The sequence below is a fragment of the Nonomuraea sp. NPDC049158 genome, assembly GCF_040648335.1.
GTDB lineage: Bacteria > Actinomycetota > Actinomycetes > Streptosporangiales > Streptosporangiaceae > Nonomuraea.
In genome coordinates this window covers 18,857-43,912 of record NZ_JBEZDM010000050.1, presented here as the reverse complement: position 1 = coordinate 43,912, position 25,056 = coordinate 18,857, and the positions used below count along the sequence as shown (strand labels likewise).

Annotated in this window: 21 protein-coding genes; 10 read left to right on the top strand and 11 right to left on the bottom strand. The window is 70.4% G+C overall.

All coding sequences use genetic code 11. The annotated features are described in order from the left end of the window. Positions 1–21: 21 nt before the first annotated feature. Together AB0B61_RS52095 and AB0B61_RS52090 are read left to right on the top strand one after the other, a co-directional pair. Positions 22–2,013, top strand: coding sequence for a protein kinase (locus AB0B61_RS52095; protein WP_358448805.1), 1,992 nt, complete (start codon positions 22–24; stop codon positions 2,011–2,013). Positions 2,014–2,080: 67 nt separating this feature from the next. Next, positions 2,081–3,472, top strand: coding sequence for a class II fumarate hydratase (locus tag AB0B61_RS52090; protein WP_358448803.1), 1,392 nt, complete (start codon positions 2,081–2,083; stop codon positions 3,470–3,472). A gap of 84 nt (positions 3,473–3,556) precedes the next feature. On the opposite strand, the gene trpD is transcribed toward AB0B61_RS52090, so the two are convergent. Then, the gene (gene trpD, locus AB0B61_RS52085; RefSeq protein WP_358448801.1) at positions 3,557–4,594 is read right to left on the bottom strand and encodes an anthranilate phosphoribosyltransferase; all 1,038 of its coding nucleotides are present in this window, start codon (positions 4,592–4,594) and stop codon (positions 3,557–3,559) included. A 260-nt stretch (positions 4,595–4,854) separates the two neighbouring features. Here trpD and AB0B61_RS52080 point away from each other — a divergent pair, with 260 nt between their 5' ends. The 5 genes from AB0B61_RS52080 to AB0B61_RS52060 all read left to right on the top strand — a co-directional run bounded on the left by AB0B61_RS52080 (position 4,855) and on the right by AB0B61_RS52060 (position 11,023). Continuing rightward, a complete protein-coding gene (locus AB0B61_RS52080) occupies positions 4,855–5,607 on the top strand; it encodes an SDR family NAD(P)-dependent oxidoreductase (RefSeq protein ID WP_358448799.1) in 753 nt (250 codons plus the stop codon). 126 nt (positions 5,608–5,733) lie between these two features. After that, a complete protein-coding gene (locus AB0B61_RS52075; protein WP_358448797.1) occupies positions 5,734–7,593 on the top strand; it encodes a helix-turn-helix domain-containing protein in 1,860 nt (619 codons plus the stop codon). 30 nt (positions 7,594–7,623) lie between these two features. Beyond that, positions 7,624–8,895, top strand: coding sequence for an MFS transporter (locus AB0B61_RS52070; RefSeq protein WP_358448795.1), 1,272 nt, complete (start codon positions 7,624–7,626; stop codon positions 8,893–8,895). Then, on the top strand, positions 8,892–9,890 hold the full coding sequence (locus AB0B61_RS52065; protein ID WP_358448793.1) for an alpha/beta hydrolase: 999 nt from the start codon (positions 8,892–8,894) through the stop codon (positions 9,888–9,890). Before AB0B61_RS52070 ends, AB0B61_RS52065 begins: the two co-directional genes overlap by 4 nt. After that, positions 9,890–11,023, top strand: coding sequence for a tannase/feruloyl esterase family alpha/beta hydrolase (locus AB0B61_RS52060; protein WP_358448791.1), 1,134 nt, complete (start codon positions 9,890–9,892; stop codon positions 11,021–11,023). Before AB0B61_RS52065 ends, AB0B61_RS52060 begins: the two co-directional genes overlap by 1 nt. On the opposite strand, the gene AB0B61_RS52055 is transcribed toward AB0B61_RS52060, so the two are convergent. Beyond that, positions 11,013–13,010: a glycosyltransferase family 2 protein gene (locus tag AB0B61_RS52055; protein WP_358448789.1), complete on the bottom strand. Its 1,998-nt coding sequence runs from the start codon at positions 13,008–13,010 to the stop codon at positions 11,013–11,015. The genes AB0B61_RS52060 and AB0B61_RS52055 overlap by 11 nt on opposite strands. A 70-nt stretch (positions 13,011–13,080) precedes the next feature. Further along, positions 13,081–13,716, bottom strand: coding sequence for a lytic transglycosylase domain-containing protein (locus tag AB0B61_RS52050; RefSeq protein ID WP_358448787.1), 636 nt, complete (start codon positions 13,714–13,716; stop codon positions 13,081–13,083). Between the two features lie 353 nt (positions 13,717–14,069). Between AB0B61_RS52050 and AB0B61_RS52045 the strand changes: the two genes are divergently transcribed. The 3 genes from AB0B61_RS52045 to AB0B61_RS52035 are packed head-to-tail and all read left to right on the top strand — an operon-like array spanning position 14,070 to position 16,658. Continuing rightward, on the top strand, positions 14,070–14,744 hold the full coding sequence (locus AB0B61_RS52045) for a response regulator transcription factor (protein WP_358448785.1): 675 nt from the start codon (positions 14,070–14,072) through the stop codon (positions 14,742–14,744). Next, positions 14,741–16,153 carry a HAMP domain-containing sensor histidine kinase gene (locus tag AB0B61_RS52040; RefSeq protein WP_358448783.1) on the top strand — a complete coding sequence of 471 codons (1,413 nt, stop codon included), beginning with the start codon at positions 14,741–14,743 and terminating at the stop codon, positions 16,151–16,153. Before AB0B61_RS52045 ends, AB0B61_RS52040 begins: the two co-directional genes overlap by 4 nt. Continuing rightward, complete coding sequence (locus AB0B61_RS52035) at positions 16,146–16,658, top strand: hypothetical protein (RefSeq protein ID WP_358448781.1); 513 nt, start codon at positions 16,146–16,148, stop codon at positions 16,656–16,658. The genes AB0B61_RS52040 and AB0B61_RS52035 overlap by 8 nt, the downstream gene beginning before the upstream one ends. Before the next feature lies 1 nt (position 16,659). Here AB0B61_RS52035 and AB0B61_RS52030 read toward each other — a convergent pair whose 3' ends face one another. The 8 genes from AB0B61_RS52030 to greA all read right to left on the bottom strand — a co-directional run bounded on the left by AB0B61_RS52030 (position 16,660) and on the right by greA (position 24,998). After that, a complete protein-coding gene (locus tag AB0B61_RS52030) occupies positions 16,660–17,979 on the bottom strand; it encodes a PhoH family protein (protein ID WP_308016218.1) in 1,320 nt (439 codons plus the stop codon). Between the two features lie 207 nt (positions 17,980–18,186). After that, positions 18,187–18,948 (bottom strand): isoprenyl transferase, encoded by a 762-nt coding sequence (locus tag AB0B61_RS52025; RefSeq protein ID WP_214639665.1) that lies wholly within the window; start codon positions 18,946–18,948, stop codon positions 18,187–18,189. Between the two features lie 82 nt (positions 18,949–19,030). After that, on the bottom strand, positions 19,031–19,546 hold the full coding sequence (locus AB0B61_RS52020; protein WP_358448779.1) for a hypothetical protein: 516 nt from the start codon (positions 19,544–19,546) through the stop codon (positions 19,031–19,033). A gap of 19 nt (positions 19,547–19,565) precedes the next feature. Next, a complete protein-coding gene (locus AB0B61_RS52015) occupies positions 19,566–20,399 on the bottom strand; it encodes an amidohydrolase family protein (RefSeq protein WP_358448777.1) in 834 nt (277 codons plus the stop codon). A gap of 185 nt (positions 20,400–20,584) precedes the next feature. Next, on the bottom strand, positions 20,585–22,378 hold the full coding sequence (locus tag AB0B61_RS52010; RefSeq protein WP_358448775.1) for a phosphoenolpyruvate carboxykinase (GTP): 1,794 nt from the start codon (positions 22,376–22,378) through the stop codon (positions 20,585–20,587). Positions 22,379–22,627: 249 nt separating this feature from the next. Then, positions 22,628–23,149 (bottom strand): hypothetical protein, encoded by a 522-nt coding sequence (locus AB0B61_RS52005; protein WP_358448773.1) that lies wholly within the window; start codon positions 23,147–23,149, stop codon positions 22,628–22,630. Positions 23,150–23,217: 68 nt separating this feature from the next. After that, on the bottom strand, positions 23,218–24,360 hold the full coding sequence (locus AB0B61_RS52000; protein ID WP_358448771.1) for a C40 family peptidase: 1,143 nt from the start codon (positions 24,358–24,360) through the stop codon (positions 23,218–23,220). 137 nt (positions 24,361–24,497) lie between these two features. Next, the gene (gene greA / locus AB0B61_RS51995) at positions 24,498–24,998 is read right to left on the bottom strand and encodes a transcription elongation factor GreA (protein ID WP_219534083.1); all 501 of its coding nucleotides are present in this window, start codon (positions 24,996–24,998) and stop codon (positions 24,498–24,500) included. Positions 24,999–25,056 lie beyond the last annotated feature (58 nt).

The window sequence follows — 25,056 nt, the reverse complement described above, 5'->3', positions numbered from 1 at the left end:
GAGAATCGATATCTTCTTCTCATGCCGGAACAGCAGACACGCCTGCTCGCGGAGCGCTACGAGCTCATCGCGCCCCTCGGTCGAGGGACCATGGGCACGGTATGGCGCGCCCGCGACCGCGCGCTCGGGCGCGAGGTGGCGGTCAAGGAAATCCGCCAGGACCCGGGTCTCACCGAGGAACAGCGGGCCGAGCTGCGCGAGCGCATGGTCCGGGAGGGGCGCATCGCCGCCCGGATCCAGCACCCGTCCGTCGCCGCCATCCACGACGTGCTCATCCACGACAGCAGTCCGTGGATCATCATGGAGCTCATCGAGGCCCGCTCCCTGGAACAGGTGATCGACGAGGAGGGCCCGCTGCCGCCCCGGCTGGTGGCGGAGATCGGCGTCGACCTGCTCGGCGCGCTGCGCGCGGCGCACTCCCAGGGCATCACGCATCGCGACGTCAAGCCGGGCAACGTGCTCATCACCGAGAGCGGCCGCGTGGTGCTGACCGACTTCGGCATCGCCAAGGCCGAGGGCGACTCCCGGCTCACCAAGACCGGCATGGTCATCGGCTCGCCCGGATACACGGCGCCGGAGCGGGCCAGGGGCGAATACACCGGGCCCGAGTCCGACGTCTGGTCGCTGGGCGCGACGCTGTACTTCGCGGTCGAGGGCCGTCCCGCGTACGAGCGGTCCACGATCGCGGAGACGCTCGCCGCGCTGCTGAGCGAGAACGCCGACCCGCCGACCCAGGCCGGGCAGCTGCGGCCGGTGCTGACCGGGCTGCTGGACAAGGACCACAAGCGGCGACTGTCGGCGGCCAAGGCGGAGACCTTGCTCAGGATGGTCGCCGACACGCCCACGAGCGAGATGCCGGCGATCACGGCGGAGGCCCTGATCGCCCAGGAGGCCGGCGTGCCCGACTCGAACGAGACGGCACCCGCCGTACAGCCCCCCAAGGCGGCCGGCCCGTGGGGTCCCCCACCCGCCGCCCCCGGCCGTGGAGCTCCGGCCGCGGCGGCTGGTCGGGATGCGCGGACCCCGCACGCCGCGACGGGCCCGAGCGGAATGACGCCGGGCGGAGCGGGTTCGAGCGGACAGACGCCGGGCGGAGCGGGTCCGAGCGGACGGGCACCAGCCGGAGCGGGCCCGAGCGGGCAGGCGCCGGGCTGGGCGGGTGGTCCCGGCGGGCAAGCCGGTCCGCGCGGGCAGAGGACGATGGGCGAGCCGCAGGGGCCCGGGTCAGGTCCGAACGCGTTCGACACGCCCCCGCAGGGCCCCCCGACAGGAGCACAGGCCGCGCGGGCAGGCGGGGCACTCGGCGCGCAGGCCGCCGGTCCGGCGACCGGAGCGCGGCCACACGGCCCCGCAGGTGCCCCATCCGGGCCAGCGGGTGGCCCTCCCAGATCTCCCGGATCGACGGGCGCGCCATCCGGCCCTGGTGGCGCCCCACCCGGCTCCACGGGCGCCACGTCCGGGCCCGGCGGCCCTCAGCGTGGTGCCGGAGGATCTGGCGCCCCGACCGGGCCTCGTCCGAGCGGTGCGTACGACCCCGAGCGGACCATCAGCGTGGCGCGTCCGAAGACCCCCATGCCCCAGGACCCATCGCGGCGCGGCTCCGACGAGGAGAGCACCGTCACCACCCGCATCCACCAGCCTCCGGGCCAGCAGGTCTACCCGCTGCCCCCGCCCCAGCAGCAGAACCCGCGCGGCCCACAGCCCGGACCGCCGCCGGGCGGCCCGCAGGCAGGGCCCTACATGGGACCGCAGGGTGGACCGCAGGCAGGACCTCGCATGGGCCCGATGGGGCCGCAGCAGGGGCCGCCGACCGGTCCGCACGCGGGCCCGCCACGCCCGGCGGGGCAGGAGCGCCAGGCCGGGCAGGGGCTGGGCACGGACCTGTTCGCCATCGCGAAGGAGCCCGAGCAGGGCCCCACGGGCAACCGCAACGGGATGCTGGTCCTGATGGCCGTGGCGGCGGCCGCCGCCGTGGTGATCGCCGTGCTCATCGTGGCACTCCTGTCGAGCTGAGCCGGCGCGGCCTCGTCGTGGCGCCCCTTTCGGGCTGTTCTGGTATGCGTGAGCCAGACTGGGAGGCATGAGCGAGTTCCGCATTGAACATGACTCCATGGGTGAGGTGCGCGTTCCGGTCGGAGCCAGGTGGCGCGCGCAGACGCAGCGGGCGGTGGAGAACTTCCCGGTGTCCGGACGGCCGCTGGAGCCGTCCCACATCGCCGCGCTCGGCCTGATCAAGGCGGTCGCCGCCGAGGTCAACGGAGAGCTCGGCGTGCTGGAGAAGGACCTGTCCGAGGCCATCGCCCAGGCCGCGGCCGACGTCGCGGAGAACGAGCACGACGACCACTTCCCGATCGACGTCTTCCAGACCGGTTCCGGCACCTCGTCCAACATGAACGCCAACGAGGTCGTCGCGACGCTGGCCGAGGAGCGGCTGGGCCGTCCCGTACACCCGAACGACCACGTCAACGCCTCGCAGTCGTCCAATGACGTGTTCCCGACCTCGATCCACGTGGCGGCGGCGACGGAGGTGACCTACCACCTGCTGCCCTCCCTGGAACACCTGGCGGCGGCGCTGCGGGCCAAGGCGATCCAGTTCGACCAGGTGGTGAAGTCGGGGCGTACGCACCTCATGGACGCCACGCCTGTGACGCTGGGGCAGGAGTTCGGCGGCTACGCCACACAGATCGAGCACGGCTCCGTACGGGTGAAGACGGCGCTCGGCCACGTGCTGGAGCTGCCGCTGGGCGGTACGGCGGTGGGCACCGGCATCAACACCCCGCCGGGCTTCGCGCGGCTGGCGATCGAGAAGCTGCGCGAGGCGACCGGGATCCCGTTCAGGGAGGCGATGGACCACTTCGAGGCGCAGAGCGCTCAGGACTCCATCGTCGAGCTGTCGGGGCAGCTGAAGGTGGTCGCGGTCTCGCTCAACAAGATCGCCAACGATCTGCGGTGGATGGGCTCCGGGCCGCGCGCCGGGCTGGGCGAGATCAACCTGCCGGACCTGCAGCCGGGCTCGTCGATCATGCCCGGCAAGGTCAACCCGGTGATCCCCGAGGCGACGGCCATGGTCGCGGCGCAGGTCATCGGCAATGACGCCGCGATCACGTTCGCGGGCGCGTCGGGCAGCTTCGAGCTGAACGTGCAGCTGCCGGTCATCGCGCGGAACATCCTGGAGTCGATCCACCTGCTGGCCAACGTCTCACGGCTGCTGGCCGACCGGTGCGTGTCGGGGATCACGGCGAATGTGCCACGGCTGCGGGAGTACGCGGAGTCGTCGCCGTCGATCGTCACGCCGTTGAACCGGTATGTGGGCTACGAGGAGGCGGCGAAGATCGCCAAGCAGGCGTTGGCCGAGCGCAAGACGATCCGCGAGGTGGTCATCGAACGCGGCCACGTGTCGGCCGGCCGGCTCACGGAAGAGCAACTCGACGCTCTGCTGGACGTACTCTCCATGACCCGGCCCGCCGAGTGACGACGGGCCTCAAACCACCCGCCAAGTGACGACGGGCCTCAGGCCACCCGCCAAGTGATGACAGCCCGCCGAGTGATGGCGGCCTCAGGCCGCCCTCTGGGTGGCCTGGGCCCAGCGGGTGAGCAGGGTCTCCGCGGCCCCTGAGTCGACGGCGTCCCCCGCTCGCTTGTAGGCGTGGGCGAGAGCCCCGGTGAGGTCGGCGGCGGGCGGTGTGCCGTCGGCCGCGACCAGGGCGGCGGCCGCGTTCAGCAGGACGATGTCGCGGACCGGCCCCCGCTCGCCCGCGAGGACCGCCCGCGCCACCGCCGCGTTGTGCGCCGCGTCGCCACCGGCCAGGTCCGATGGGCGGGCTCGTGGGATCGACAGGTCCGCCGGATCGAAGCGGGTCGGAGTGACCGTGCCCTTGCGGACGAGCCAGATGGCCGAGGGGCCGGAGGTGGTCAGCTCGTCGAGGCCGTCGTCGCCCCGGAAGACGAGCGAGGAGCCGCCGCGCTCCGCGAGGACGCCCGCGATCACCGGCGCCAGGTCCGGATGGAAGACGCCGACCGCCTGGGCGGCCGGGAGGGCGGGGTTGGTGAGGGGGCCGAGGAAGTTGAAGACCGTCGGCACCCCCAGCTCTCGCCGCGCCCCCGAGGTCCGTCTCAATGCCGGGTGGAAGGTGGGCGCGAAGCAGAACGTGATGCCGACCTCCTCCACGACCTGGGCGACACCGGCCGGCGACAGGTCGATGACCACGCCGAGCTCTTCCAGCAGGTCGGCGGCTCCGGTGGTCGAGGAGGCGGCCCGGCCGCCGTGCTTGACGACCTTGGCCCCGGACGCCGCCGCCACGATGGCCGCCATGGTCGAGACGTTGACCGTGTTGGCCCGGTCGCCGCCGGTGCCGACCAGGTCGACCGGGTCGCCGGGGATCCTGATGGCCGCCGATCTGGCGAGCATGCCGTCGGCCAGGCCGGACACCTCCGCCACGGTCTCGCCCTTGGCCCGCATGGCGATGGCGAACGCGGCGATCTGGGCGTCCGTGGCGGCGCCCGACATGATCTGGTCCATGGCCCAGGCGGCCTGGCCCGAGGTGAGCGAGGTGCCGTCGAGGAGGGTGCTGAGCAGCGCTGGCCAGGTTGTCACTGGACGCCCTTTCGTCTGAGGTGCTCGACAAGGGGGTCCTGACATGACGACGGCCGCCTCGTCGAGGCGGCCGGGGTGCGTATGCGCTAGGAGGACCGCCTAGAAGGCGGGCCACCAGGAGTACGAATACGCGTGCATGGGAGAAACCGTACCAGCCACGTGGGCGCCGTGGCCGCCGGGACACACCACATAAAGGACTACCGATCTATGTCGTGGACACCCATGCCGTCTTCGCCCCGCGAGCGCCTAGGCTCGGAGACATGGCGAACGAGCTGACGGGGCGGACGGCGCTGGTCACGGGGGGCGGAGCCGGCATCGGGGCCGCCTGCGCGAGACGGCTGGCCGCCGGCGGGGCGAAGGTGCTGGTCGTCGACCGGAGCGCGGAGTCGGCGGAGAAGGTGGCCGCCGAGGTCGGCGGGGTGCCGGTGGTGGCCGACCTGAGCGATCCGGAGTTCGTCGGCGTGCTGCCGGACGGGCCCGTCGACATCGTGGTCAACAACGCGGGGTTCCAGCACATGGCGCCGATCGAGGAGTTCCCGCCCGAGGTGTTCGGCACGATGCTGCGGGTCATGGTCGAGGCGCCGTTCCGGATCGCGCGGCATGTGCTGCCGGGCATGTACGCGCGGGGGTGGGGGCGGTTCGTCAACATCTCCTCGGTGCATGGGCTGCGGGCTTCGCCGTACAAGTCGGCGTACACGGCGGCCAAGCATGGGCTGGAGGGGTTCTCCAAGGCCCTCGCGCTCGAAGGGGCGCCCCATGGGGTGACCTCCACCTGCGTGTGCCCGGCCTTCGTACGAACCGGGCTGGTCGAGGGCCAGATCGCCGACCAGGCGAAGATGCACGGCATCGATCCGGGCGAGGTCGTCGAGGCCATCATGCTCCAGCCCGCGGCGATCAAGCGGCTGATCGAGCCCGACGAGGTGGCCGAACTGGTCGCCTACCTGTGCGGCCCCGCCGGTTCGTTCATCACCGGCGTCTCCCTGCCCCTCGACGGCGGCTGGACGGCACGCTAGAGACGCCATGATGAGTCGGCGAGGGAGTGCCGTCGTCTGGAGGAGGAGCGGCGGGAGCGTAGCGACCAGAGCGACGGGGGAAGACGGCGGCATTTGGCGACCGAGCCCGCCTCACGGAGTGAGGCAATGAGTAGACAATTCCTCGAATTGCTGGCCAGAGAGGCGTCGGCGGTCGAGTTCGAGGGGCCGATCATCCAGGCCAGGGCCGCCGGTGCCGACGCGGCGACCGTCGAGGAGCTGGAGCTGGCCAAGGTCGACGCCCTCAAGGTGCGCGCCCTGCTCAGACGCCGGGCCAGGCGCGAAGCCGAGCTGTCGGCCCTCTACGACACCGCCAACGACCTGGCCGCGCTGCGCGACCTCGACGCGGTGCTGGAGGCGATCGTGCACCGGGCCAGGCAGCTGCTCGCGACCGACACCGCCTACCTCACGCTGCACGATCCGGCCCGCGGCGACACGTACATGCAGGTGACCGACGGCTCGATCTCGGCCAAGTTCCGGGCGCTCCGGCTGGCGATGGGGGCGGGGCTCGGCGGGCTGGTGGCGCAGAGCGCGACACCGTACGCGACCGCCGACTATTTCGACGACGCCCGCTTCCACCACAAGAACCACATCGACGAGGCCGTCACCGAGGAGGGCCTGGTCGCGATCCTCGGCGTGCCGCTGCGGCTGGGGCAGCGGGTGATCGGCGTGCTGTTCGCGGCCAACCGCAGCCGCCGGCCGTTCTTGCAGGAGGAGGTGTCGCTGCTGGCGAGCCTGGCGGCGCACGCGGCCGTCGCGATCGACAACGCCAGGCTGCTGCAGGAGACCAGGAACGCCCTCGAAGAGCTGTCCACCGCGCACCGCACCGTCAGGGAGCACGGCCAGGCCGTCGAGCGGGCCGCGCTGGCCCACGACCGGATGACCTCGCTGGTGCTGCGCGGCGGCGGCATCGAGGATGTGGCCGCCGTGGTGACCGACGTGCTCGGCGGCTCGCTGGCCGTACTCGACGACCTGGGCCGGCCGATCACCGGAGACGTGGGCGAGCTGGACGCGGGGGTGTTCGAGGCCGCGCAGGCGTCCAGGGCGCTGGGCCGTACCGTGCGCCGGGCGGATCTGCTGATCGCGTCGGTGGACGTCGGCGGTGAGCCGCTCTGCACGCTGATCCTTCGCAGCGACGACGCCGACGAGCGCATCCTGGAGCGGGCGGCGCTGGTCTGCGCGTTGCTGCTGCTGTTCCGCAGGAGCGTCGCCGAGGCGGAGGGCCGGGTGCGGGGCGAGCTGCTCGACGACCTGATCTCCAGGCCCGGCTCCCCAGGGCTGGCCGACCGGGCGCGGCGGCTGGGCGTGGACCTGACCGCGCCGCACGTCGTTGTCGTGGTCCGGCATGACGGGCAGCGCGAGCGGGCCGCGTTCTGGGCGTCGTCGCAGGCGGCCGTGCGTCATGGGCTGGCGGCGGGGCGGGCCGACGAGGTCGTGCTGCTGCTTCCCGGCGGCGACGCGGGCGCCATCGCGCAGCGCGTCGCGGCCGAGCTGAGCACGTCGCTGCACACGCCCGCCACGGCCGGAGCCTCGCGCAAGAGCGACGTGGCCGCCGCCTACCAGGAGGCCCGGCGCTGCGCGGAGGCGCTCATCGCGCTGGGCCGGGCGGGTGACGGAGCGAGCGCGAGCGAGCTGGGCTTCGTCGGCCTGCTGGTCGGCGACGGCCGCGACGTGCGCGGCTTCGTCGGCTCGGTGCTCGGCCCGGTGGTCGAGTACGACGCCCGCCGGGGCACCGTCCTGGCCGACACGCTCGCCGCCTACTTCGGCTCGGGCGGCTCGCCCTCCCGTACGGCCGAGGCCATGCACATCCACGTCAACACCGTCACTCAACGGCTCGACCGCGTCGGCAAGCTCCTGGGCGACGGCTGGCTGGAGCCGGAGCGGGCGCTGGAGATCCAGCTCGCCCTCCGCCTGCACCGGCTCGGCCACACATCCTCGCCACAGACTGTGGGTTCCGACGCCATATGAGTGACGCCGGTCACTCCCTAGCGTGACGGCATGGCCACTTCCATCAAGAAGATCGTCGCCGCGAGCCTGATCGGCACCACCATCGAGTGGTACGACTTCTTCCTGTACGGCTCGGCAGCCGCCCTCGTCTTCAACAAGCTCTTCTTCCCCGACGCCGACCCCCTGACCGGAACGCTTCTGGCGTTCCTCACCTACGCCGTCGGGTTCATCGCCCGCCCGCTCGGCGGCCTGATCTTCGGCCACTTCGGCGACCGGCTCGGCCGCAAGCAGCTGCTGGTGGTCAGCCTGCTGCTGATGGGCGCCGCCACGTTCCTGATCGGCTGCCTGCCGACGTACGCGGGTGTGGGTGCCGCCGCGCCGCTGCTGCTGACCCTGCTCCGGCTGGTGCAGGGCTTCGCGCTGGGCGGCGAGTGGGGCGGCGCGGTGCTGATCGTCTCCGAGCACGGCGACGCGGCGCGGCGCGGCTTCTGGGCCTCCTGGCCGCAGGCCGGCGCGCCGGGCGGCAACCTGCTGGCCACCGGCGTGCTGGCGCTGCTGGCCGCCACGCAGTCGGACGAGGCGTTCCTGGCGTGGGGCTGGCGGGTGCCGTTCCTGCTGTCGGGAGTGCTGGTGCTGATCGGCCTGTGGATCCGGTTGTCGATCACCGAGTCGCCGGTGTTCCAGCAGGCCGAGCCGGAGGAGACCGCGCCGATCATCGGAGTGCTGCGCCACCACTGGCGCGACGTCGTCGTCGCGATCGGCGCGCGGCTGGCCGAGAACATCTCGTTCTACCTGCTCACGGTCTTCGTCATCACCTACGCGAAGGCGAACAAGATCGAGAACACCACCGTGCTCAACGCCGTGCTGATCGCCTCGGCCATCCACTTCGTCACGATCCCGATGTGGGGCGCGCTGTCGGACCGGATCGGCCGCCGCCCGATGTACCTGGCCGGGGCCGCCGGCATCGGGCTGTGGATCTTCGCGTTCTTCCCGCTGATCGACACCGGCAACTTCCTGGCCATCACGCTGGCCATCACCGTGGGCCTGCTCTTCCACGGCATGATGTACGGCCCGCAGGCGGCCTTCTTCGCCGAGCTGTTCGGCACCAGGATGCGCTACACCGGGGTGTCGATCGGCGCCCAGCTGTCGGCCATCGTGGCCGGGGCGCTGGCCCCGATCATCGCGGTCGCGCTGCTGAAGGGCTACGGCAGCAGCCTGCCGATCTCCGTCTACCTCGGCCTGGCGGCCGTCCTCACCCTGGTCGCCGTCTACGCCGCCAGGGAGACCCAGGGCCGCGACCTGGCGGAGAAGGTGAACGCGTGAAGGTCACCACGCCACGGCTCACCCAGCACGTCCTGACCGTGGCGGGCCGGGACAGCGGTGAGCCCGTGCTGTTCGTGCACGGCAACGTCTCCTCCAGCGCGTTCTGGCGGGACACCATGGCCGCGCTGCCCGAGGCGTACCGGCCGCTCGCGGTGGACCTGCGCGGGTTCGGCGAGAGCGACCCCGAGCCGGTGGACGCCACGCGAGGCCTGCGCGACTACTCCGACGACCTGAGCGAGCTGATCGACCGGCTGGGCCTGGAGCGGGTGCACCTGGTCGGCTGGAGCATGGGCGGCGGCATCGTCCTGCGGCTGCTGCGTGACCGTCCCGGCACGGTCAGGAGCGTCACGCTGGTCAACCCCGTCTCGCCGTACGGCTACGGCGGGACGGAGGGCGCGGACGGCCGGCTCACCCACGCCGACGGGACGGGAGCGGGCGCCGGGGCCGCCAACCCCGACTTCGTGTCCCGCCTCAGAGCGGGCGACATGTCGGACGAATCCCCCACGTCTCCTCGCTCGGTGTTCCGGGCCACGTACGTAAAGAACCCGGTCCCCGACGAGGACTTCTACGTCCGCTCCATGCTCACCACCCACGTCGGCGAGGCCAACTATCCGGGCGACCCCGTCGGCTCGGCGCAGTGGCCGGGCGTCGCCCCGGGCAAGCACGGCGTGCTCAACGCGCTGGCCCCCACCCATTTCCGGCTGGACGACCTGCACGAGATCGACCCCAAGCCGCCCATCCTGTGGATCAGGGGCGCCGATGACGTGATCGTCTCCGACACCTCGCTGTTCGACCTGGCCCACCTCGGCCAGTTGGGCGTGGTGCCCGGCTCGCCCGGCACCGCCGCGCAGCCCATGGTGACCCAGACCAGGGCCGTGCTCGACCGCTACGGCCGTTATCGGGGGGCCGTGCTGACGGAGTGCGGCCACAGCCCGCACCTGGAGCGTCCCGCCGACTTCCAGCGCCTGCTGGCCGACCATCTCGCGGAGTCCTGATGTTAGTCGCGTTAACCCTGGTGGCCGCCCTGCTGACACCCGCCCAAAGCGGCATCACGGTGCCGGGCGCCGAGCACACCATCAGCGCCCGGCTCGACGACCTGACCACGGCGGGCACCGTCGGAACGGGCCACACCGACCCGGCCGACTGGGCCGGGCTGCACTCGGCGGCCACCGTGAACCCCACCGGCGTTCCCGGCGTCCAGATCGACGGCTACTTCCCCGACACCTCGGCCACCAACACCAACCACGGCTGGAACCACGACGCCCAGTTCGTCATCAGGCTCCCCGAGAAGTGGAACGGCGGCCTGGTCGTCACCGGCACCCCGGGCAACAGGGAGCAGTACGCCAACGACTTCACGATCTCCGACTGGGTGCTGTCGAAGGGCTACGCGTTCGCCGCCACGGACAAGGGCAACACCGGCCTGGAGTTCTACGCCGACGGCCGCCGCCCGGGCGACGCGATCGCCGAGTGGAACGAGCGCGTCACCCAGCTCACGATCGCCGCCAAGGCCGTCGTCAGGCAGCGGTACGGCCGCCAGCCCCGGCGCACGTTCATGGCCGGTATCTCCAACGGCGGCTACCTCGTCCGCTGGCAGCTGGAGAACCGCGGATGGCTCTACGACGGCGGCGTCGACTGGGAGGGCACGCTCTGGCGGGTCAAGGGCGACAACCTGCTCAACTTCCTGCCCCAGGCGCTGAAGGAGTCTCCCGAGCGGGCCGGCTTCGCCGCGGGCTCGGAGTTCCTGTGGCCCTTCCACCGGCAGTACTACTGGGAGCTCACCCAGCGGCTCTACCAGAAGGAGCTCGACCCCTCCTACGAGGGCGCCCCGGCGGACTACGACTACGACGCGCGCAAGCCGTACGCGGCCGTCGCCAAGATCGCGCTGACCGGCAGGATCACCAAGCCGCTCATCACCATCCACGGCACCCTCGACTCGCTGCTGCCGATCTCGCGTGATTCCGACGTCTACGCCAAGATGGTCGGCCCGCACCGGCCGTTCCGCTATCACCGGGTCGAGGGCGGCAATCACCTCGACAGCCTGGTGGACGTCTACCCGGACAAGCTGAAGCCGATGCTGCCGGTCTTCAGAGACTCCTTCGCCGAGCTGGAGGGCTGGGTCAGTCCCTGAGGTAGCGATGCCTGCCCGCGCGCGCCAGCCGGACGATGTGCCGCGCGCCGGGCAGGCGGCGGCCGAGCCGGTGCAGCAGCGTGTCGGTGCCCATCGCCGAGCGCTTCTCGGGGTCCACGGCGGCCGACGGCCGCACCTCGATCCTGCCTCTTCGCACCTCCAGCCCGAACCGCAGGCCGATCTCGTCGTCGGCGGTACGCAGCGAGGAGAGCCAGGCCCCGGGGCCGAGGCTGTCCTTTCCCGGCATCATCCGCTTGACCGGCACCTTGGCCACCAGCTGGCCGGCGATCTTGCCCGGCACCCCCGGCTCGACCAGCGCGGGCGCGCTCACCTCGCGTGGCCGCCGCGCGGTGTTGCGCAGCACCAGCTCCAGCGCCGGACCGCCGCTGGGCGGCACGTACGGCACGGGCAGCACGACGTACAGGTGCCCCTCCTGCCGCCGGATGATCACGCCGGGCGACACCAGCGCGATCGACTCCGAGAACGAGCGCGGCTCGACGGCCAGCCCGAGCTCCCCGGCGTCGCTCCAGCAGGGCACCACCAGGCGCATCCTGGGCCGCTGGGCGAGCACGCCGAGGCAGTTCAGCGGGCCGTCCGGACGGCGGACCCGGCTCCTGGCCTGGTGCGCGCCGCCGAACATGCGGACGTGCACCTCCCACTGGCCGGCCTTGAGCGGCTCACCGTGCGCCGCCGCCGTCACGTCGACCCTGGCCTCGCCGACGATCCGCACGCGGACGTGGCGGCGCCCGTCCTGGACCCGTTCGACCCGGTAGGCGACCGGCAGGTAGTGGATGACGCTCGTCTCGCTGTGGCGTACGTACACCTCGATGCGGGCCCGCTCGATGGCGGCGGTGACGTCCAGGACGCTGTCGGGCAGCAGCCTGGCGTCGACCGATCGGGGTGGCTGCCAGAGCAACCGCTCACCGTCCGTACGGAACCTGGTGGGCCACCCGTCACCGCCCAGAACCTCCACGGACAGGCCGAGCACCAGCACCTGCGCGTCCCAGCGCACTTCGCTCAGGTCCGCCCGCAGCCCGGCCCGCCCGGAGGAGTTGGCCAGGACGACGAGCTGGTCCAGCCGCCCGGTACGGACGAAGGTGGCCACGGCCCGCAGCTGGACCGGGAGGTAGCGGTCCAGGCGCTCGGGGAAGCTGTCGAGCACGAGCTGCCTGATCAACCTGAAGTGCATGCCCCGGTCCACGGACGAGGCGAAGAACCGGCTGCTCAGCAACGGCTTGAGCACGGTGGTGCGCAGCCAGTGGCCGTACATGCGGTCGCGCTGGCGCCCGTCGCTCACGTAGGCGTCGATGTCGGCGAGCAGGATCCGCAGCTCGGCCACGGTGGTGCGCGGGTCCTCCACGACCTCCTCGCGCTCGCCGATGTGACAGCAGATCTGATCGGCCAGCACGGCGACGACCTTGGCCTGCAGATAGGCCCGTACGGCGAACGCCTGCTCGGCCACCTGCCCGCCGGGCACGGCGAAGCCCAGCTCGTGCTCCTCCAGGAAGGCGCGGCGGTAGAGCTTGTGCGGGGTGAGCAGGCTGAGCAGCCGGTCGCGCAGGAGGTCGGCGCGCCCCCGGCTGCGCACGAACGCGGTCACCGGCGGCCCCACGTCCCGCACCAGGCGGCCGACCAGCACGTCGGCGTCGGTCTCCACGGCCCGGTCGTACATGCTCAGCAGGGCGCCGCGCTCCAGCCGGTCGCCCTGGTCCAGCAGGTAGATGTAGTCGCCCTTGGCGGCGGCCATGCCGACGTTGCGTCCCCGCATCGGCGAGCCGGTGTGGGGCAGGTGCAGCACCCGGACGTTCCTGCGGACCGCGGCGACCGTGTCGAGCCGCTCCGCGATCCCGTCCATGGAACCGTCGTCCACGAAGATCACTTCATAGTCGTCCGCGGGCATGCTCTGCTCCAGGACGGAGCGAATGCACGCGTCGGCGCGGCTTCCCGGGTTGTGGACATTAACGATCACACTGACCTTCACACCCATGTGGTCAGCGTGCGCCGACCTATCTCATGAGGCGCGGCGGCTTGCCGATTGCAGAGGAAAAGATGGCTCGTTAATACCAACCGCTGGCCTGCGAGTGTCCCCAGGCGCCGCAGGGCGTGCCGTAGCGGCCCTTGATGTAGCCGAGGCCCCACTTGATCTGCGTGGCCGCGTTGGTCTGCCAGTCGCCGCCCGCGCTGGCCATCTTGCTGCCGGGCAGGGACTGCGGGATGCCGTAGGCGCCGGAGTAGCGGTTCATGGCCCGCTCGTTCCAGCCGCTCTCCTTCTGCCAGAGCCGCTCCAGGCAGCCCCACTGGTCGGCACCGAAGCCCGCCCCGGCCAGCATCTGCTTGGCCACGGCCTTGTTGCTGCCCGGCGAGGGGTTGCTGCCCGGCGGGAAGTCGGCGGGCGGGAACCCGTCGCCGCCCGGCGACTTCTTCTTGACCACGATCCAGTCGAGGTCGTCGGACTTGCCGCCCTTGCGGCTCTCCTTGAGCTTGCGCGCCTGGTAGGCCTTGACCCCCGCCTCCTTGAGCGCGTCGCTGTCGGGGTCGGGCGCGTAGAGGTCGCCGCTGGCGATCCGGCCGAAGTCCTCCGCCGAGATGGGCGTGGGCGGCGTGTTGGCGTTCTGGATCGCTCGGTAGGCGACGAAGGCACCGCCGCCACAGACGACCACGACGGACAACCCGATGACCACCACGCGCTTCACTGTCCGCGAGGACGAACGGGCCGGTCGACGTGCCGAGCGGGGGGTTTCCGGCGCGGGGCGCTCACTCAACTGCGGACCAGGGCTCACGACCCATGAGCTTGCCCTGTCATAGGGGGTGGTCCGCAACCGAAACGGGATATCCGATTGGCGGCACATTTACTAACGGGCTGGTTGGCGCACGGTTTCGCCAACAGTGTGATTTTCATCACATCATCCGGCCCGCCCCTCGGGCGCCCGTCACCGAAGGGAGGGCCGCTTCTAGCGTGCCTGGAGTTGTTTTGGGTCTTGTGCGCGCCATGTCACAGTTTCATGACAGAACGCAGATAGTCGCAGCTGGGAAGAATAATGTCCGCGTGGCTGGCATCCTCCTCGTCGAAGACGACCCCTCCGTCCGCACGGCTCTAGAGCTGGCGCTGACCAGGCAGGGGCACTCCGTCACGTCGTACGCGACGGGCGAGGAGGCCCTCGACCACGTCAGGTCCCGCCGCCCCGAGATCGCGATCCTCGACGTCATGCTGCCCGGCATGGACGGGGTCGAGGTCTGCCGGCGCATCCGCCGGCTCGACCAGCTGCCGGTCATCCTGCTCACCGCGCGCGGCGACGACCTGGACGTGGTGGTCGGGCTGGAGGCGGGCGCCGACGACTACGTGGTCAAGCCGGTCGAACCCCGGGTCCTGGACGCCCGCATCCGCGCCATCCTGCGCCGGGCCGAGTCCGCCGCCTCCGACCGGATCTCCTTCGGCGACCTCATGATCGACCGGGGCGCGCTGAAGGTCACGCTGGCCAGCAAGGAGATCCACCTGACGCCGACCGAGCTGCGCCTGCTGCTGGAGCTCGTCCGGCATCCCGGCCAGGTGCTCAACCGGCGCTACCTGCTGCGGGCCGTCTGGGACCACACGCACGTGGCCGACTCACGCCTGGTCGACGCCTGCGTGCAGCGGGTGCGCGCGAAGATCGAGCCGAGACCGGCGGAGCCGGTGTTCATCCACACCGTGCGCGGGTTCGGTTACCGGTTCAGCCCTCCGTGATCCCGCTGCCCACCGGGCTACGCGCGCGCCTGGTCATCACGTTCACCCTGGTCGCCGTCACCGCCTCCTTCCTCGTCGCCACCATCGGCTTCGAGCTGGCCAAGTCGGCGCTCATCAAACGGGCCGAGGACACCTCCATCGACCTGGTGACCAGAGAGCTGGGCCGCATCACCTTCCCGGTCGGCACGCTGCGGCAGGGCGAGGCCCCGCCCACCACCAAGAACCTGGAGAACGTCGCCCAGTCCCTCAACGGCCCCGGCCGCAGCGTCGTCGTCGAGTACAAGAACCTGGCCTACGCCGAAGGCCCGCTGAACATGAACGACGTGCCCAACGAGCTGTACGGCCGGGCCAAGCGGAACGTCGTCACCCAGCGCACCCTTATCCACGACGAGCTCTGGCTCATCGTCGGCGCCGAGGTCTACCGCAGCACCGACACCGGACCCGAGGCCACCGGCCTGCGGGCCTTCGTGTTCTTCCCGCTGCGCGACGACGAGCGCCAGCTGGCCACGCTCAGGGGCACGCTCACCCAGGGCGGCGCGGTCATCCTGCTGATCGCCCTGGTCGTGGCCCTGCTGTCGGCCAGGCAGGTGCTGCTGCCCGTAAGACGGCTCAGCGCCGCCGCGCAGGCGCTCGGCCAGGGCCGCCTGGACACGCGCCTGCCCGTGCACGGTCAGGACGAGCTGGCCGAGCTCACCTCCAGGTTCAACGACGCGGCGGCGGCGCTGGAGCTCAGCGTCTCGGAGCTGCGCTCGCTGGAGGCGCTGTCGCGCCGCTTCGTCGCCGACGTCTCGCACGAGCTGCGCACCCCGCTCACCGCGATGACCGCCGTGGCCGACATGCTCTCCGAGGAGGCCGAGCGGCTGCCCAGCGCGCCCGCGGAGGCGGTACGGCTGGTGCTGCGGGAGATCGAGCGGCTGCGCGGCCTGGTCGAGCACCTCATCGAGATCAGCCGCTTCGACGCGGGCACGGCGACGCTCAACCTCGAGCCGGTCAACGTCTCCGACGCCATCGACGACTGCCTGGAGGTACGCGGCTGGAGCGAGCAGGTGGAAGTGCACACCTCCCGCATCCTGACGGTCAACCTCGACCCGAGGAGGTTCGACGTCATCGTGGCCAACCTCGTCGGCAACGCGCTCAAGCACGGGCTGCCGCCTGTGGTGGTCAACGCCAGGGCCACGAAGAACGGGCTGGAGGTCAAGGTACGCGACCACGGCAAGGGCATCCCGGTCGAGGCGATGCCCCATGTGTTCGACCGCTTCTTCAAGGCCGGCGCGGGCCGGGCGCGCAGCCAGGGCAGCGGTCTCGGCCTGGCCATCGCAAGGGCCAACGTGCACCTGCACGGCGGCACCATCTCGGTACGCCGGCAGGAGCCGGGCACGCTCTTCACGGTCTGGCTGCCCCATGGCTGACCGTCGTGCCCTCGTAGCCGCGCTCCTCGCTCTCTTCGCGGTGGCCGCGTGCGGCATCTCCCCCACGGACGTCGAGGAACGGGCCGCGCCGCCGGTCATCGAGGTGCCGCCGCCTTCGAAGACCATCTACCTGCTCAAGAACGGCAAGCTGACGCTGGAACCCGCCGACGTCGACTCCGACACGGTCAGCAGCCTGCTGACCGCCCTGTTCGACGCCTCGGGGATGCCGCTCGGCGACCGGGACACCGCCCTGCGCGGGTTCACCTTCGAGCGCATCGAGGACTCGCTGAACCCCATCCAGCGCGACGAGGTCCAGCTGCCGCGCACCTCGACGCTGACCGTCTTCGTCAGGGGCGAGGGCACGCTCAGCAAACTGGCCAAGGCCCAGATCGTCTGTACGGCCCAGCAGGACGCCGCGTTCGAGCAGGTCAAGATCGTCCACCAGTACCCGGACGACCGTCCCTCCAAGACGGAGGGACGGTTCATCTGCGGGGATCTGAAGTGACCTACAGCGTGATGTCCTCCAGCATCTCGGTCACCAGTGCGGCGATCGGCGAGCGCTCCGACCTGGTCAGCGTGACGTGCGCGAACAGCGGGTGGCCCTTCAGCTTCTCCACCACCGCCACCACGCCGTCGTGCCGGCCGACCCGCAGGTTGTCACGCTGCGCGATGTCGTGGGTGAGCACCACCCGGGAGTTGGCGCCGATCCTGCTCAACACGGTCAGCAGGACTCCGCGCTCCAGCGACTGCGCCTCGTCCACGATCACGAACGCGTCGTGCAGCGACCGGCCGCGGATGTGCGTGAGCGGCAGCACCTCCAGCATGCCGCGGTCGAGCACCTCCTCGATCACCTCGGGAGAGCTGACCGCGCCCAGGGTGTCGAAGACCGCCTGGGCCCACGGGCCCATCTTCTCGCCCTCGGAACCGGGCAGGTAGCCGAGCTCCTGGCCGCCCACGGCGTACAGGGGGCGGAAGACGACCACCTTGCGGTGCTGGCGGCGCTCCAGCACGGCCTCCAGGCCCGCGCAGAGTGCCAGCGCCGACTTGCCGGTGCCCGCGCGCCCGCCCAGCGAGACGATCCCGATCTCCGGGTCCATCAGCAGGTCGAGCGCGATGCGCTGCTCCGCGGAGCGGCCGTGCAGGCCGAACACTTCCCGGTCGCCACGCACCAGCCGCACCGACTTGTCCGGCAGCACGCGGCCGAGGGCCGAGCCCTTGGCCGAGAGCATCCGCAGGCCCGTGTGCGTCGGCAGGTCTCTGGCCTCCTCCAGATCGGCCGTGCCGTGCTCGAAGAGTGTTCCCACGTCCTCCGTGGTCACCTGGACCTCGGCCATCCCGGTCCAGCCCGACTCGACCACCAGCTCGGCGCGGTATTCCTCCGCGGACAAGCCGATCGAGGCGGCCTTGACCCTCATGGGCAGGTCCTTGGAGACCAGCACGACGTCGCAGCCTTCGGCGGCGAGCGAGCGCGCCACGGTCAGGATGCGGGTGTCGTTGTCGCCAAGGCGGAACCCGACGGGCAGGATGGACGGATCACTGTGGTTGAGCTCAACCCTGATCGTGCCGTCTCCCGTGGGCATCGGCTCGTCCAGCCGGCCGTACTGAACTCGTAGATCGTCGAGGTAGCGCAAAGCTTTCCTCGCGAAGTAGCCGAGTTCGGGGTGGTGTCGCTTGCCCTCCAGTTCGGTGATGACCACGATCGGGAGGACCACGTCGTGCTCCGCGAACCGGGTCATGGCCGCCGGGTCCGCTAGCAGGACCGAGGTGTCCAGCACATACGTGCGCTTGGCCGGGTTGGTCGAAGGGTTGCTCGAGGACACTGCCACACGTTCTCCCCCGGGCGCCCATCGAAACGGGCACCCTGCAGACGAGGTGGGAACCGGACCGGACCCGCGTCCCCGACCACGATCTGCCGGCGGCGCCGGATTCCGGCCCCCCGCGGCAGGTGTTGGTGCAAAGGCGGGCCCTCTCCGGAGTGTCCGGCCTGTGGCCGGACACTTTTCACGTTACGTCCTGGATACCCAGATGTCCCGTCAGGAACCGTAACGTCGGTGTCTCGCGGCGTAGTCGCGCAGCGCCCGCAGGAAGTCCACCCTGCGGAAGTCGGGCCAATATGCCTCATGGAAGTAGAACTCTGAGTGAGCGCTCTGCCACAGCATGAAGCCCGACAGGCGTTGCTCGCCTGAGGTCCGGATGAGAAGATCCGGGTCGGGTTGGCCGCGAGTGTAGAGATGCTCCGCGATGTGCTCGACATCGAGTACCTCAACGAGGTCCTCGATGCTGGCACCCTTGCTGGCGTGCTCCTGGAGGAGTGAGCGCACCGCATCGGCAATCTCACGCCTTCCTCCATACCCAACTGCAACGTTCACAATCAGGCCGGGACGGTGCGATGTGACTTCTTTTGCGTTTTTGAGGACATTCGCCGTCCGGTCAGGGAGCAGATCCAGCGCGCCGACCGGGCTGATCCGCCAGCCGGCCTCCACCAGCTCCCGCGTCACGTCCTCGATGATGCGCAGGAGCGGCTCCAGCTCCTCGCTCGGCCGGTTGAGGTTGTCGTTGGACAGCATCCAGATGGTGACCACCTCGACGCCGGTCTCGCGGCACCAGGTGACCAGCTCGGCTATCTTGTCGGCACCCTTGCGGTGACCACTCGCGACATCACGCATCCCCATGGCCCGCGCCCAGCGCCGGTTGCCGTCGATGATGACCCCGACGTGCCGGGGAACGCTGTCCTTCGACAGCTTGGTCTCCAGCCGGTGCTCGTACAGCCGGTAGACCAGATCGCGCAGGCCCACGGAGTCCTCCCCATCGGTGCCGTGCCTATGGTCGAATGACCCAACAGGCAATTATCACCGCGTTTCACCCCAGCCTGCCCCCTCAACCGGAATCCCGGCCGCCCAGGCAGTGCTCCACCTCGTCGACCAGACCGTGGACGAACGCGGCCAGCTCGGACGATGTCAGGACCGCCCGCATCCCCACACCGCTGGAGCCCCAGGCTTCCACGTAGGCCCTGCGGGTCACCCGCCACTCGCCCTGGGCCGGCAGCCAGATGGGGATGGTCCTGAGCTGGCAGCGTAGCTCCCCGCCGGTCACCGCGCCGGACCTCGCGCGATATCGGAACGAGAACAGCTCGCTCCCGCCCTCGTCGCCGGGGAACCTGTCATCAGGATCCGGCCATTTACCCGCTTCGCCCTGTTCCTGCGCCTCGCGTGCCCGGCTGACGCCGCGCGCCAGCCGGGCCAGCAGCCAGCCGCACCGCTCGCCGACGGTCCCGCACGGCGCGCCGTCGCGGCGGAGTTCCAGGGTGATCTCGTACGGCGTGCCGACGCTGTCCGTGCACGCGACGGGCGTAACGGTCAGGTATGAGCCGTCGACACAGCGGAGTCCTCCCATGTCAAGAGGGTATCCCCCATCAAACTCCGGCAAACCCGTAGAAATACCCAGCCGTACCACCGAATACCTGGTCGCGGTCGGTGCCGCCGAGCAGGGCCGTCGCCACCTCCCAGACCGTCCAGTAGTCGGCCGCCAGCAGGGCCACAGGCCAGTCGCTGCCGTACATCAGCCGTCCGGGCCCGAACGCCTCCACCGCGTGCTCCACGTACGGCCTGAGGTCCTCCACGGTCCACTCCTGGTGGTCCGCCTCGGTGACCAGACCCGAGACCTTGGCGTACACGTTGGGGCACGCGGCGGCCCGGGAGAGCTGGGCCGCCCACGGCTCCCACTCGTGGTCCTTGATCCGCGGCTTGGACAGGTGGTCGATGACGATCTTCAGGCTCGGATGGCGCTCGGCGAGGGTGACCACGTGGTCGAGGTGGCGCGGCAGCAGCGACGGCACGTCGAGGGTCAGACCGGCCTCGGCCAGCAGCCCGAGCGACTCCAGGACACGGTCTTGGACCACCCAGTCGGGGTCGGGTTCGTCATGGATGAGGTGCCGGATGCCGACAAACTTCGGATGTTTCCGGTAGCGGTCGATGGCCGCCGCGGCCTCCTCCGGGCGCTCCAGCGGCACCCAGCCGACGACCGCCGCGATGAAGTCGTGCGCCTCGGCCTGGGCCAGCATGGCGTCGGTGTCCTCGTAGCAGTCGGCCGCCTGCACCAGGACCGTCGCCTCTATGCCGGTGGCTTCGAGCTCCGGCCTCAGGTCCTCGGGGGCATAGGTGCGGTGCAAGGGGCCTAGGTCGGGGGTCAGCCAGGTGTACCAGCCGGTTTCGACATTCCAGAAATGCTGGTGCGCATCCACTATCACCCGACAAAACCTAGGATGTCTGGATATATCAGAGCAAGAGGCGCCAGCCATGCGGTCGCCCGCTCTGACGCGCGACTGACCGTGCCACCCGCTCCCCACGCGCGACCGCGCCGGCCGTCACGAGACGGCCGGCGCGGTCGGTGCCGGTGTTGGTGCCAGCCGATGCCGGCTGGTGCCGCCGTGGGTCAGCTCAGCCGGTCGAGGAGGGCGTTGTACTCCTCCCACAGCTCCTTGGGCAGGTGCGAGCCGAACTTGTCGAAGTGGGCCGGGATCAGCGCCGCCTCCTCCCGCCACACCTCGCGGTCGACCGTGAGCAGCGTACGCAGGTCCTCGTCCGCCAGGTCCAGGCCCTCGACGTCGAGCGCGTCCGGCAGCAGGCCGATCGGGCTGGACACGGCCTCGGCCTCGCCGTTGAGCCGGTCCACGATCCACTTGAGCACGCGGCTGTTCTCGCCGAAGCCGGGCCAGATGAACTTGCCGTCGGCGTTCTTGCGGAACCAGTTCACGTAGTAGATGCGCGGCAGCCTGGCGTTCTTGCGGCGGCCGATCTCCAGCCAGTGGGCGAAGTAGTCGCCCATGTTGTAGCCGCAGAACGGCAGCATCGCGAACGGGTCGTGGCGCAGCTCGCCGACCTTGCCCTCGGCGGCGGCGGTCTTCTCGGAGGCGACGTTGGCTCCGAGGAAGACGCCGTGCTCCCAGCTCAGCGACTCGGTGACCAGCGGCACCGCGGTGGCGCGGCGGCCGCCGAACAGGATCGCCGAGATGGGCACGCCCTTGGGGTCCTGCCATTCGGGGGCGATGGTCGGGCACTGCGCGGCGGGGGTGGTGAAGCGCGCGTTCGGATGGGCGGCGGGCTCGTCGGACTCCGGCGTCCAGGAGCGGCCCTTCCAGTCGGTCAGGTGCGCGGGCGGCTCGGCGGTGAGCCCCTCCCACCACACGTCCCCGTCGTCGGTCAGCGCGACGTTGGTGAAGATGCTGTTGCCCCAGAGCGTCTTGACCGCGTTGGCGTTGGTGACCTCGCCGGTGCCGGGCGCGACGCCGAAGAAGCCGGCCTCGGGGTTGATGGCGTGCAGGCGGCCGTCGTCGCCGAACCGCATCCAGGCGATGTCGTCACCGACCGTCTCGACCTTCCAGCCGGGGATCGTCGGCTGGAGCATGGCGAGGTTGGTCTTGCCGCAGGCGCTCGGGAACGCGGCCGCGATGTAGCGGGTCTCGCCCGAGGGCGGGGTCAGCTTGAGGATGAGCATGTGCTCGGCCAGCCAGCCCTCGTCGCGGGCCATGACGCTGGCGATGCGCAGGGCGTAGCACTTCTTGCCGAGCAGCGCGTTGCCGCCGTAGCCGGAGCCGTAGGACCAGATCTCGCGGCTCTCCGGGAAGTGGCTGATGTACTTGGTCGAGCTGCACGGCCACGGCACGTCCTCCTGGTCGGGCGCCAGCGGCGCACCGACGGAGTGGACGCACTTGACGAACTCGCCGCGCTCCTCGATCAGGCGCAGCGCCCGCTCCCCCATGCGGGTCATGACCCGCATGGAGACGGCCACGTACGGCGAGTCGGTGATCTCGACGCCCAGCTGGGAGATCTCCCCGCCCAGCGGGCCCATGCAGAACGGCACGACGTACATGGTCCGGCCGCGCATGCTGCCGGCGAACAGCGTGCCGAACGTCCGGCGCATCTCGGCGGGCGCGACCCAGTTGTTCGTCGGCCCGGCGTCCTCCTCGCGCTCGGAGCAGATGAACGTGCGGTCCTCGACCCGGGCCACGTCGGTCGGGTCGGACTTGGCGTGGAAACTGTTGGGCCGCTTGGCCAGGCGCGTGAACGTGCCCTGCTCGACGAGCAGGTTGGTCAGGCGCGTCCACTCCTCCTCCGAGCCATCGCACCACTCGATCCGGTCGGGCTGGGTCAATGCGGCGATCTGGTTCACCCAGGCGACCAATTCGGCATTGCTCGTCGGGGCGGGTACTTCCACGGAAACGGACACGGCGGCGGCTCCTCCACTCTTCAGGGCCCAAACATCATTCACGACGACGGCGCGAAAAAGCCAATTGGCATAGACCTATGCCTGGATCCGGCCGTCGCCGCAGGCTGCGGCCTCGATGATTGGGGGAGCCTACCCCGACGAAGCGGTTTCAAAAGAAAGCGACCCGCGCACCGCCGGCGAATGAAGTTGGTCTAAACCAATTTCGCAAGAGGTTTAGTCCATTCGCCGGAGAGTTTCTCCTGCGTACTCTCAGGAATTGACGTCCGGCCCGGCGGAGCGAACTCGGTCGACGTGTTGCAACGCGTCTCGCAGTTCGGACAGCCAGGTGTCGGTGTGCTTTCCGACCAGTCGTACGCACCAGGCCAGCGCGTCGCTGCGGCTACGGGCCACGCCCGCGGCGACGAGCGTGTCGAGCACCTGGCGTTCCTGCTGTCGCAGGCGTGTCATGACGGGCACCGAAAGAGTGGTGAACATCACAGTGGTGTCGCCGCAGACGACACCCCAGGACACCTTCTGCCGGAACCGCCGCTCGGCCTCCTTGGCGATCTCGATGCGACGCTCGCGCGTCTCTTCCCTGAACCGTCCGATGAGCCCCTCTATCAGGGCCGCCCGCTCGGCGTCCGATCCCTCGGAACTGGGCTCCGGCAGTGTGCCGAGCACCGCGATCTCCTCGCGGTCCAGGACGATCTCCGGCGCCTCGGTGAACCATCCCTCGGGCAACCGCCCGGTGAACCAGCCCTTGATCTGGGCCGCTGCTTCATCACTTGCCATGTAATGAGAATTACACGGTTGCAGAGAAAAAGCACGTGCCGAGGACTCTCTTTCGCCATGAAGCTTCGTCAGCGAACGCGCGCCGCGAGCGCCGGGCTGACCCGGACGATTCCGGCCAGGTTCCGGGTGCTCATCGGGGCGATCTTGACCACGTCGCCGGTGCGCGGGGCCACCACCATCTTGCCGTCGCCCCAGTAGATCGCCACATGCGAGATATAGCCGGGATTGGTCGGGTCAAGGCGCCAGAAAATCAGGTCGCCCGGCTGGATCTGGGCGAGCGGCACCTGCGGCCCGGCCAGCCACTGCTGGTGCGTCACCCTCGGCATGCGTACCCCCGCCTGTGCGAAGGCCCACTGGACCAGGCCCGAGCAGTCGAAGGTGTCGGGGCCTTCCGCGCCCCACACGTACGGCCTGCCCAGCTTGGAGGCGGCGGCCTTGAGCGCGACGGTGATCTGTTCGCCGTTCACGAACGAGCCGGCCGCCCAGGTGCGGGCCTTGGCCTGCGCGGGAGGCAGCACCGGGTTGACCATGGCCGTCTGCGTGCCCTTGGGCAGCACCTTGAGCAGGGCCTTGCGCAGCTTGTCGGAGTTGGCCTTGGGCGCGCTCACGATCAGCGCGTTGTCGCGCGGCAGGCCGAGCGTACGTCCGACCTCGCGGGAGACGACGGCGTCGACCGCCCCGAAGCCGGTCGTGGCGTAGGCCCCGATGCGCAGCGGCCCGGCGGGCCCGCGCACCCGGCTGTGCAGGCTGAGGCCCCCGTCGCTGCCGAGCACGAACGAGACCGCCACGTCGCCGGCCGCCACGTTGTTCCACAGCGCGTCGGAGGCCGCCGTGACCTTGGGCGTGTAGGCGCGGAAGGTCGAGGGGTCAACAGCGAGCGTCTGCACCCGCTTGTTGTCGAGCATGATCGAGGCCGCGTCGGCCAGTTCGAGCGCGGTCACCCCTCGCAACCGCGCCACCTTGCGCAGCAGCTCGTTGGTCAGCGGCTTGCGGGTGACCACGAAGAGGTTGGGCTTGTGTAATTGGCCCAGCGGCTTCACCGGCTGCGTCGCCGACTGCGCGGTCTTGCCGCTCTCGGCCGCCAGGCTCTGCTGGGGCGTGGGGCGGTGCTGCTGCCGCACGGCGGCCGCGGGCAGCTGGCCGACCGACTGCCGCTGGCCCACCTGCGCGAGCAGCAGCAGGTCGGCGGTCAGCACCGCGACGAGCGACACCACGATGAACGGGACCAGTTTGTGGTGGTCACGCCGCTTCCTGGAGCGGACCAGGAAGCTGAGATCCTGCCGGATACCGGAGGAACGCGAAAAATCCGCCGGACCTTCGTGGGCCCGGCGGGTCGTGTCTTCGGAAGTCAGTTGCCGATGTACGGAACGGCCTCGAGGATCTCGACGGTGTTCTGGCGACCGTTGGGCATGGAGTAGGTCGCCTTTTCGCCGATCTTCTTACCATTGATCGCCGCGCCAAGCGGCGATTTCGGCGAATACACGTCGATCGGGGCTCCGCTCTCCTCGCGGGACGCCAGCAGGAAGGTCACCTCATCGTCGTCACGGACGAACCGGATCGTCACGGTCATGCCGGGACCGACGACCCCTTCGGTCTTCGGTGCCTCTCCCACCTTGGCGTTGTCGATGATCTGCCGGAGGTGGAAGATGCGGGCCTCCATCTTGCCCTGCTCATCCTTGGCCGCGTGATAGCCGCCGTTCTCCTTCAGGTCACCTTCCTCACGGGCGGCCTCGATCTTCTTGGCGATGTCGACGCGCCCTGGGCCCGAGAGGTATTCGTACTCCGCCTTGAGACGGTCGTACGCCTCCTGCGTCAGCCATGTGACGTTCTCATCGCGAGAGTCGGCCACGGGTTCTCCTTGCTTGCCTAGGGGGCCCTGAGATCACTAGAGGTTGCATGCGGTTGAA

What these genes read in the sequence shown, in the direction of transcription:
- AB0B61_RS52070 (WP_358448795.1), top strand. Translation starts at nt 7,624, where the DNA reads ATGGCCACTTCCATCAAGAAGATCGTCGCCGCGAGCCTGATCGGCACC.
- AB0B61_RS52095 (WP_358448805.1), top strand. Translation starts at nt 22, where the DNA reads ATGCCGGAACAGCAGACACGCCTGCTCGCGGAGCGCTACGAGCTCATC.
- AB0B61_RS52090 (WP_358448803.1), top strand. Translation starts at nt 2,081, where the DNA reads ATGAGCGAGTTCCGCATTGAACATGACTCCATGGGTGAGGTGCGCGTT.
- AB0B61_RS52005 (WP_358448773.1), bottom strand. Translation starts at nt 23,149, where the DNA reads ATGGCAAGTGATGAAGCAGCGGCCCAGATCAAGGGCTGGTTCACCGGG.
- AB0B61_RS52080 (WP_358448799.1), top strand. Translation starts at nt 4,855, where the DNA reads ATGGCGAACGAGCTGACGGGGCGGACGGCGCTGGTCACGGGGGGCGGA.
- AB0B61_RS52020 (WP_358448779.1), bottom strand. Translation starts at nt 19,546, where the DNA reads ATGGGAGGACTCCGCTGTGTCGACGGCTCATACCTGACCGTTACGCCC.
- AB0B61_RS52035 (WP_358448781.1), top strand. Translation starts at nt 16,146, where the DNA reads ATGGCTGACCGTCGTGCCCTCGTAGCCGCGCTCCTCGCTCTCTTCGCG.
- AB0B61_RS52060 (WP_358448791.1), top strand. Translation starts at nt 9,890, where the DNA reads ATGTTAGTCGCGTTAACCCTGGTGGCCGCCCTGCTGACACCCGCCCAA.
- AB0B61_RS52075 (WP_358448797.1), top strand. Translation starts at nt 5,734, where the DNA reads ATGAGTAGACAATTCCTCGAATTGCTGGCCAGAGAGGCGTCGGCGGTC.
- AB0B61_RS52055 (WP_358448789.1), bottom strand. Translation starts at nt 13,010, where the DNA reads ATGGGTGTGAAGGTCAGTGTGATCGTTAATGTCCACAACCCGGGAAGC.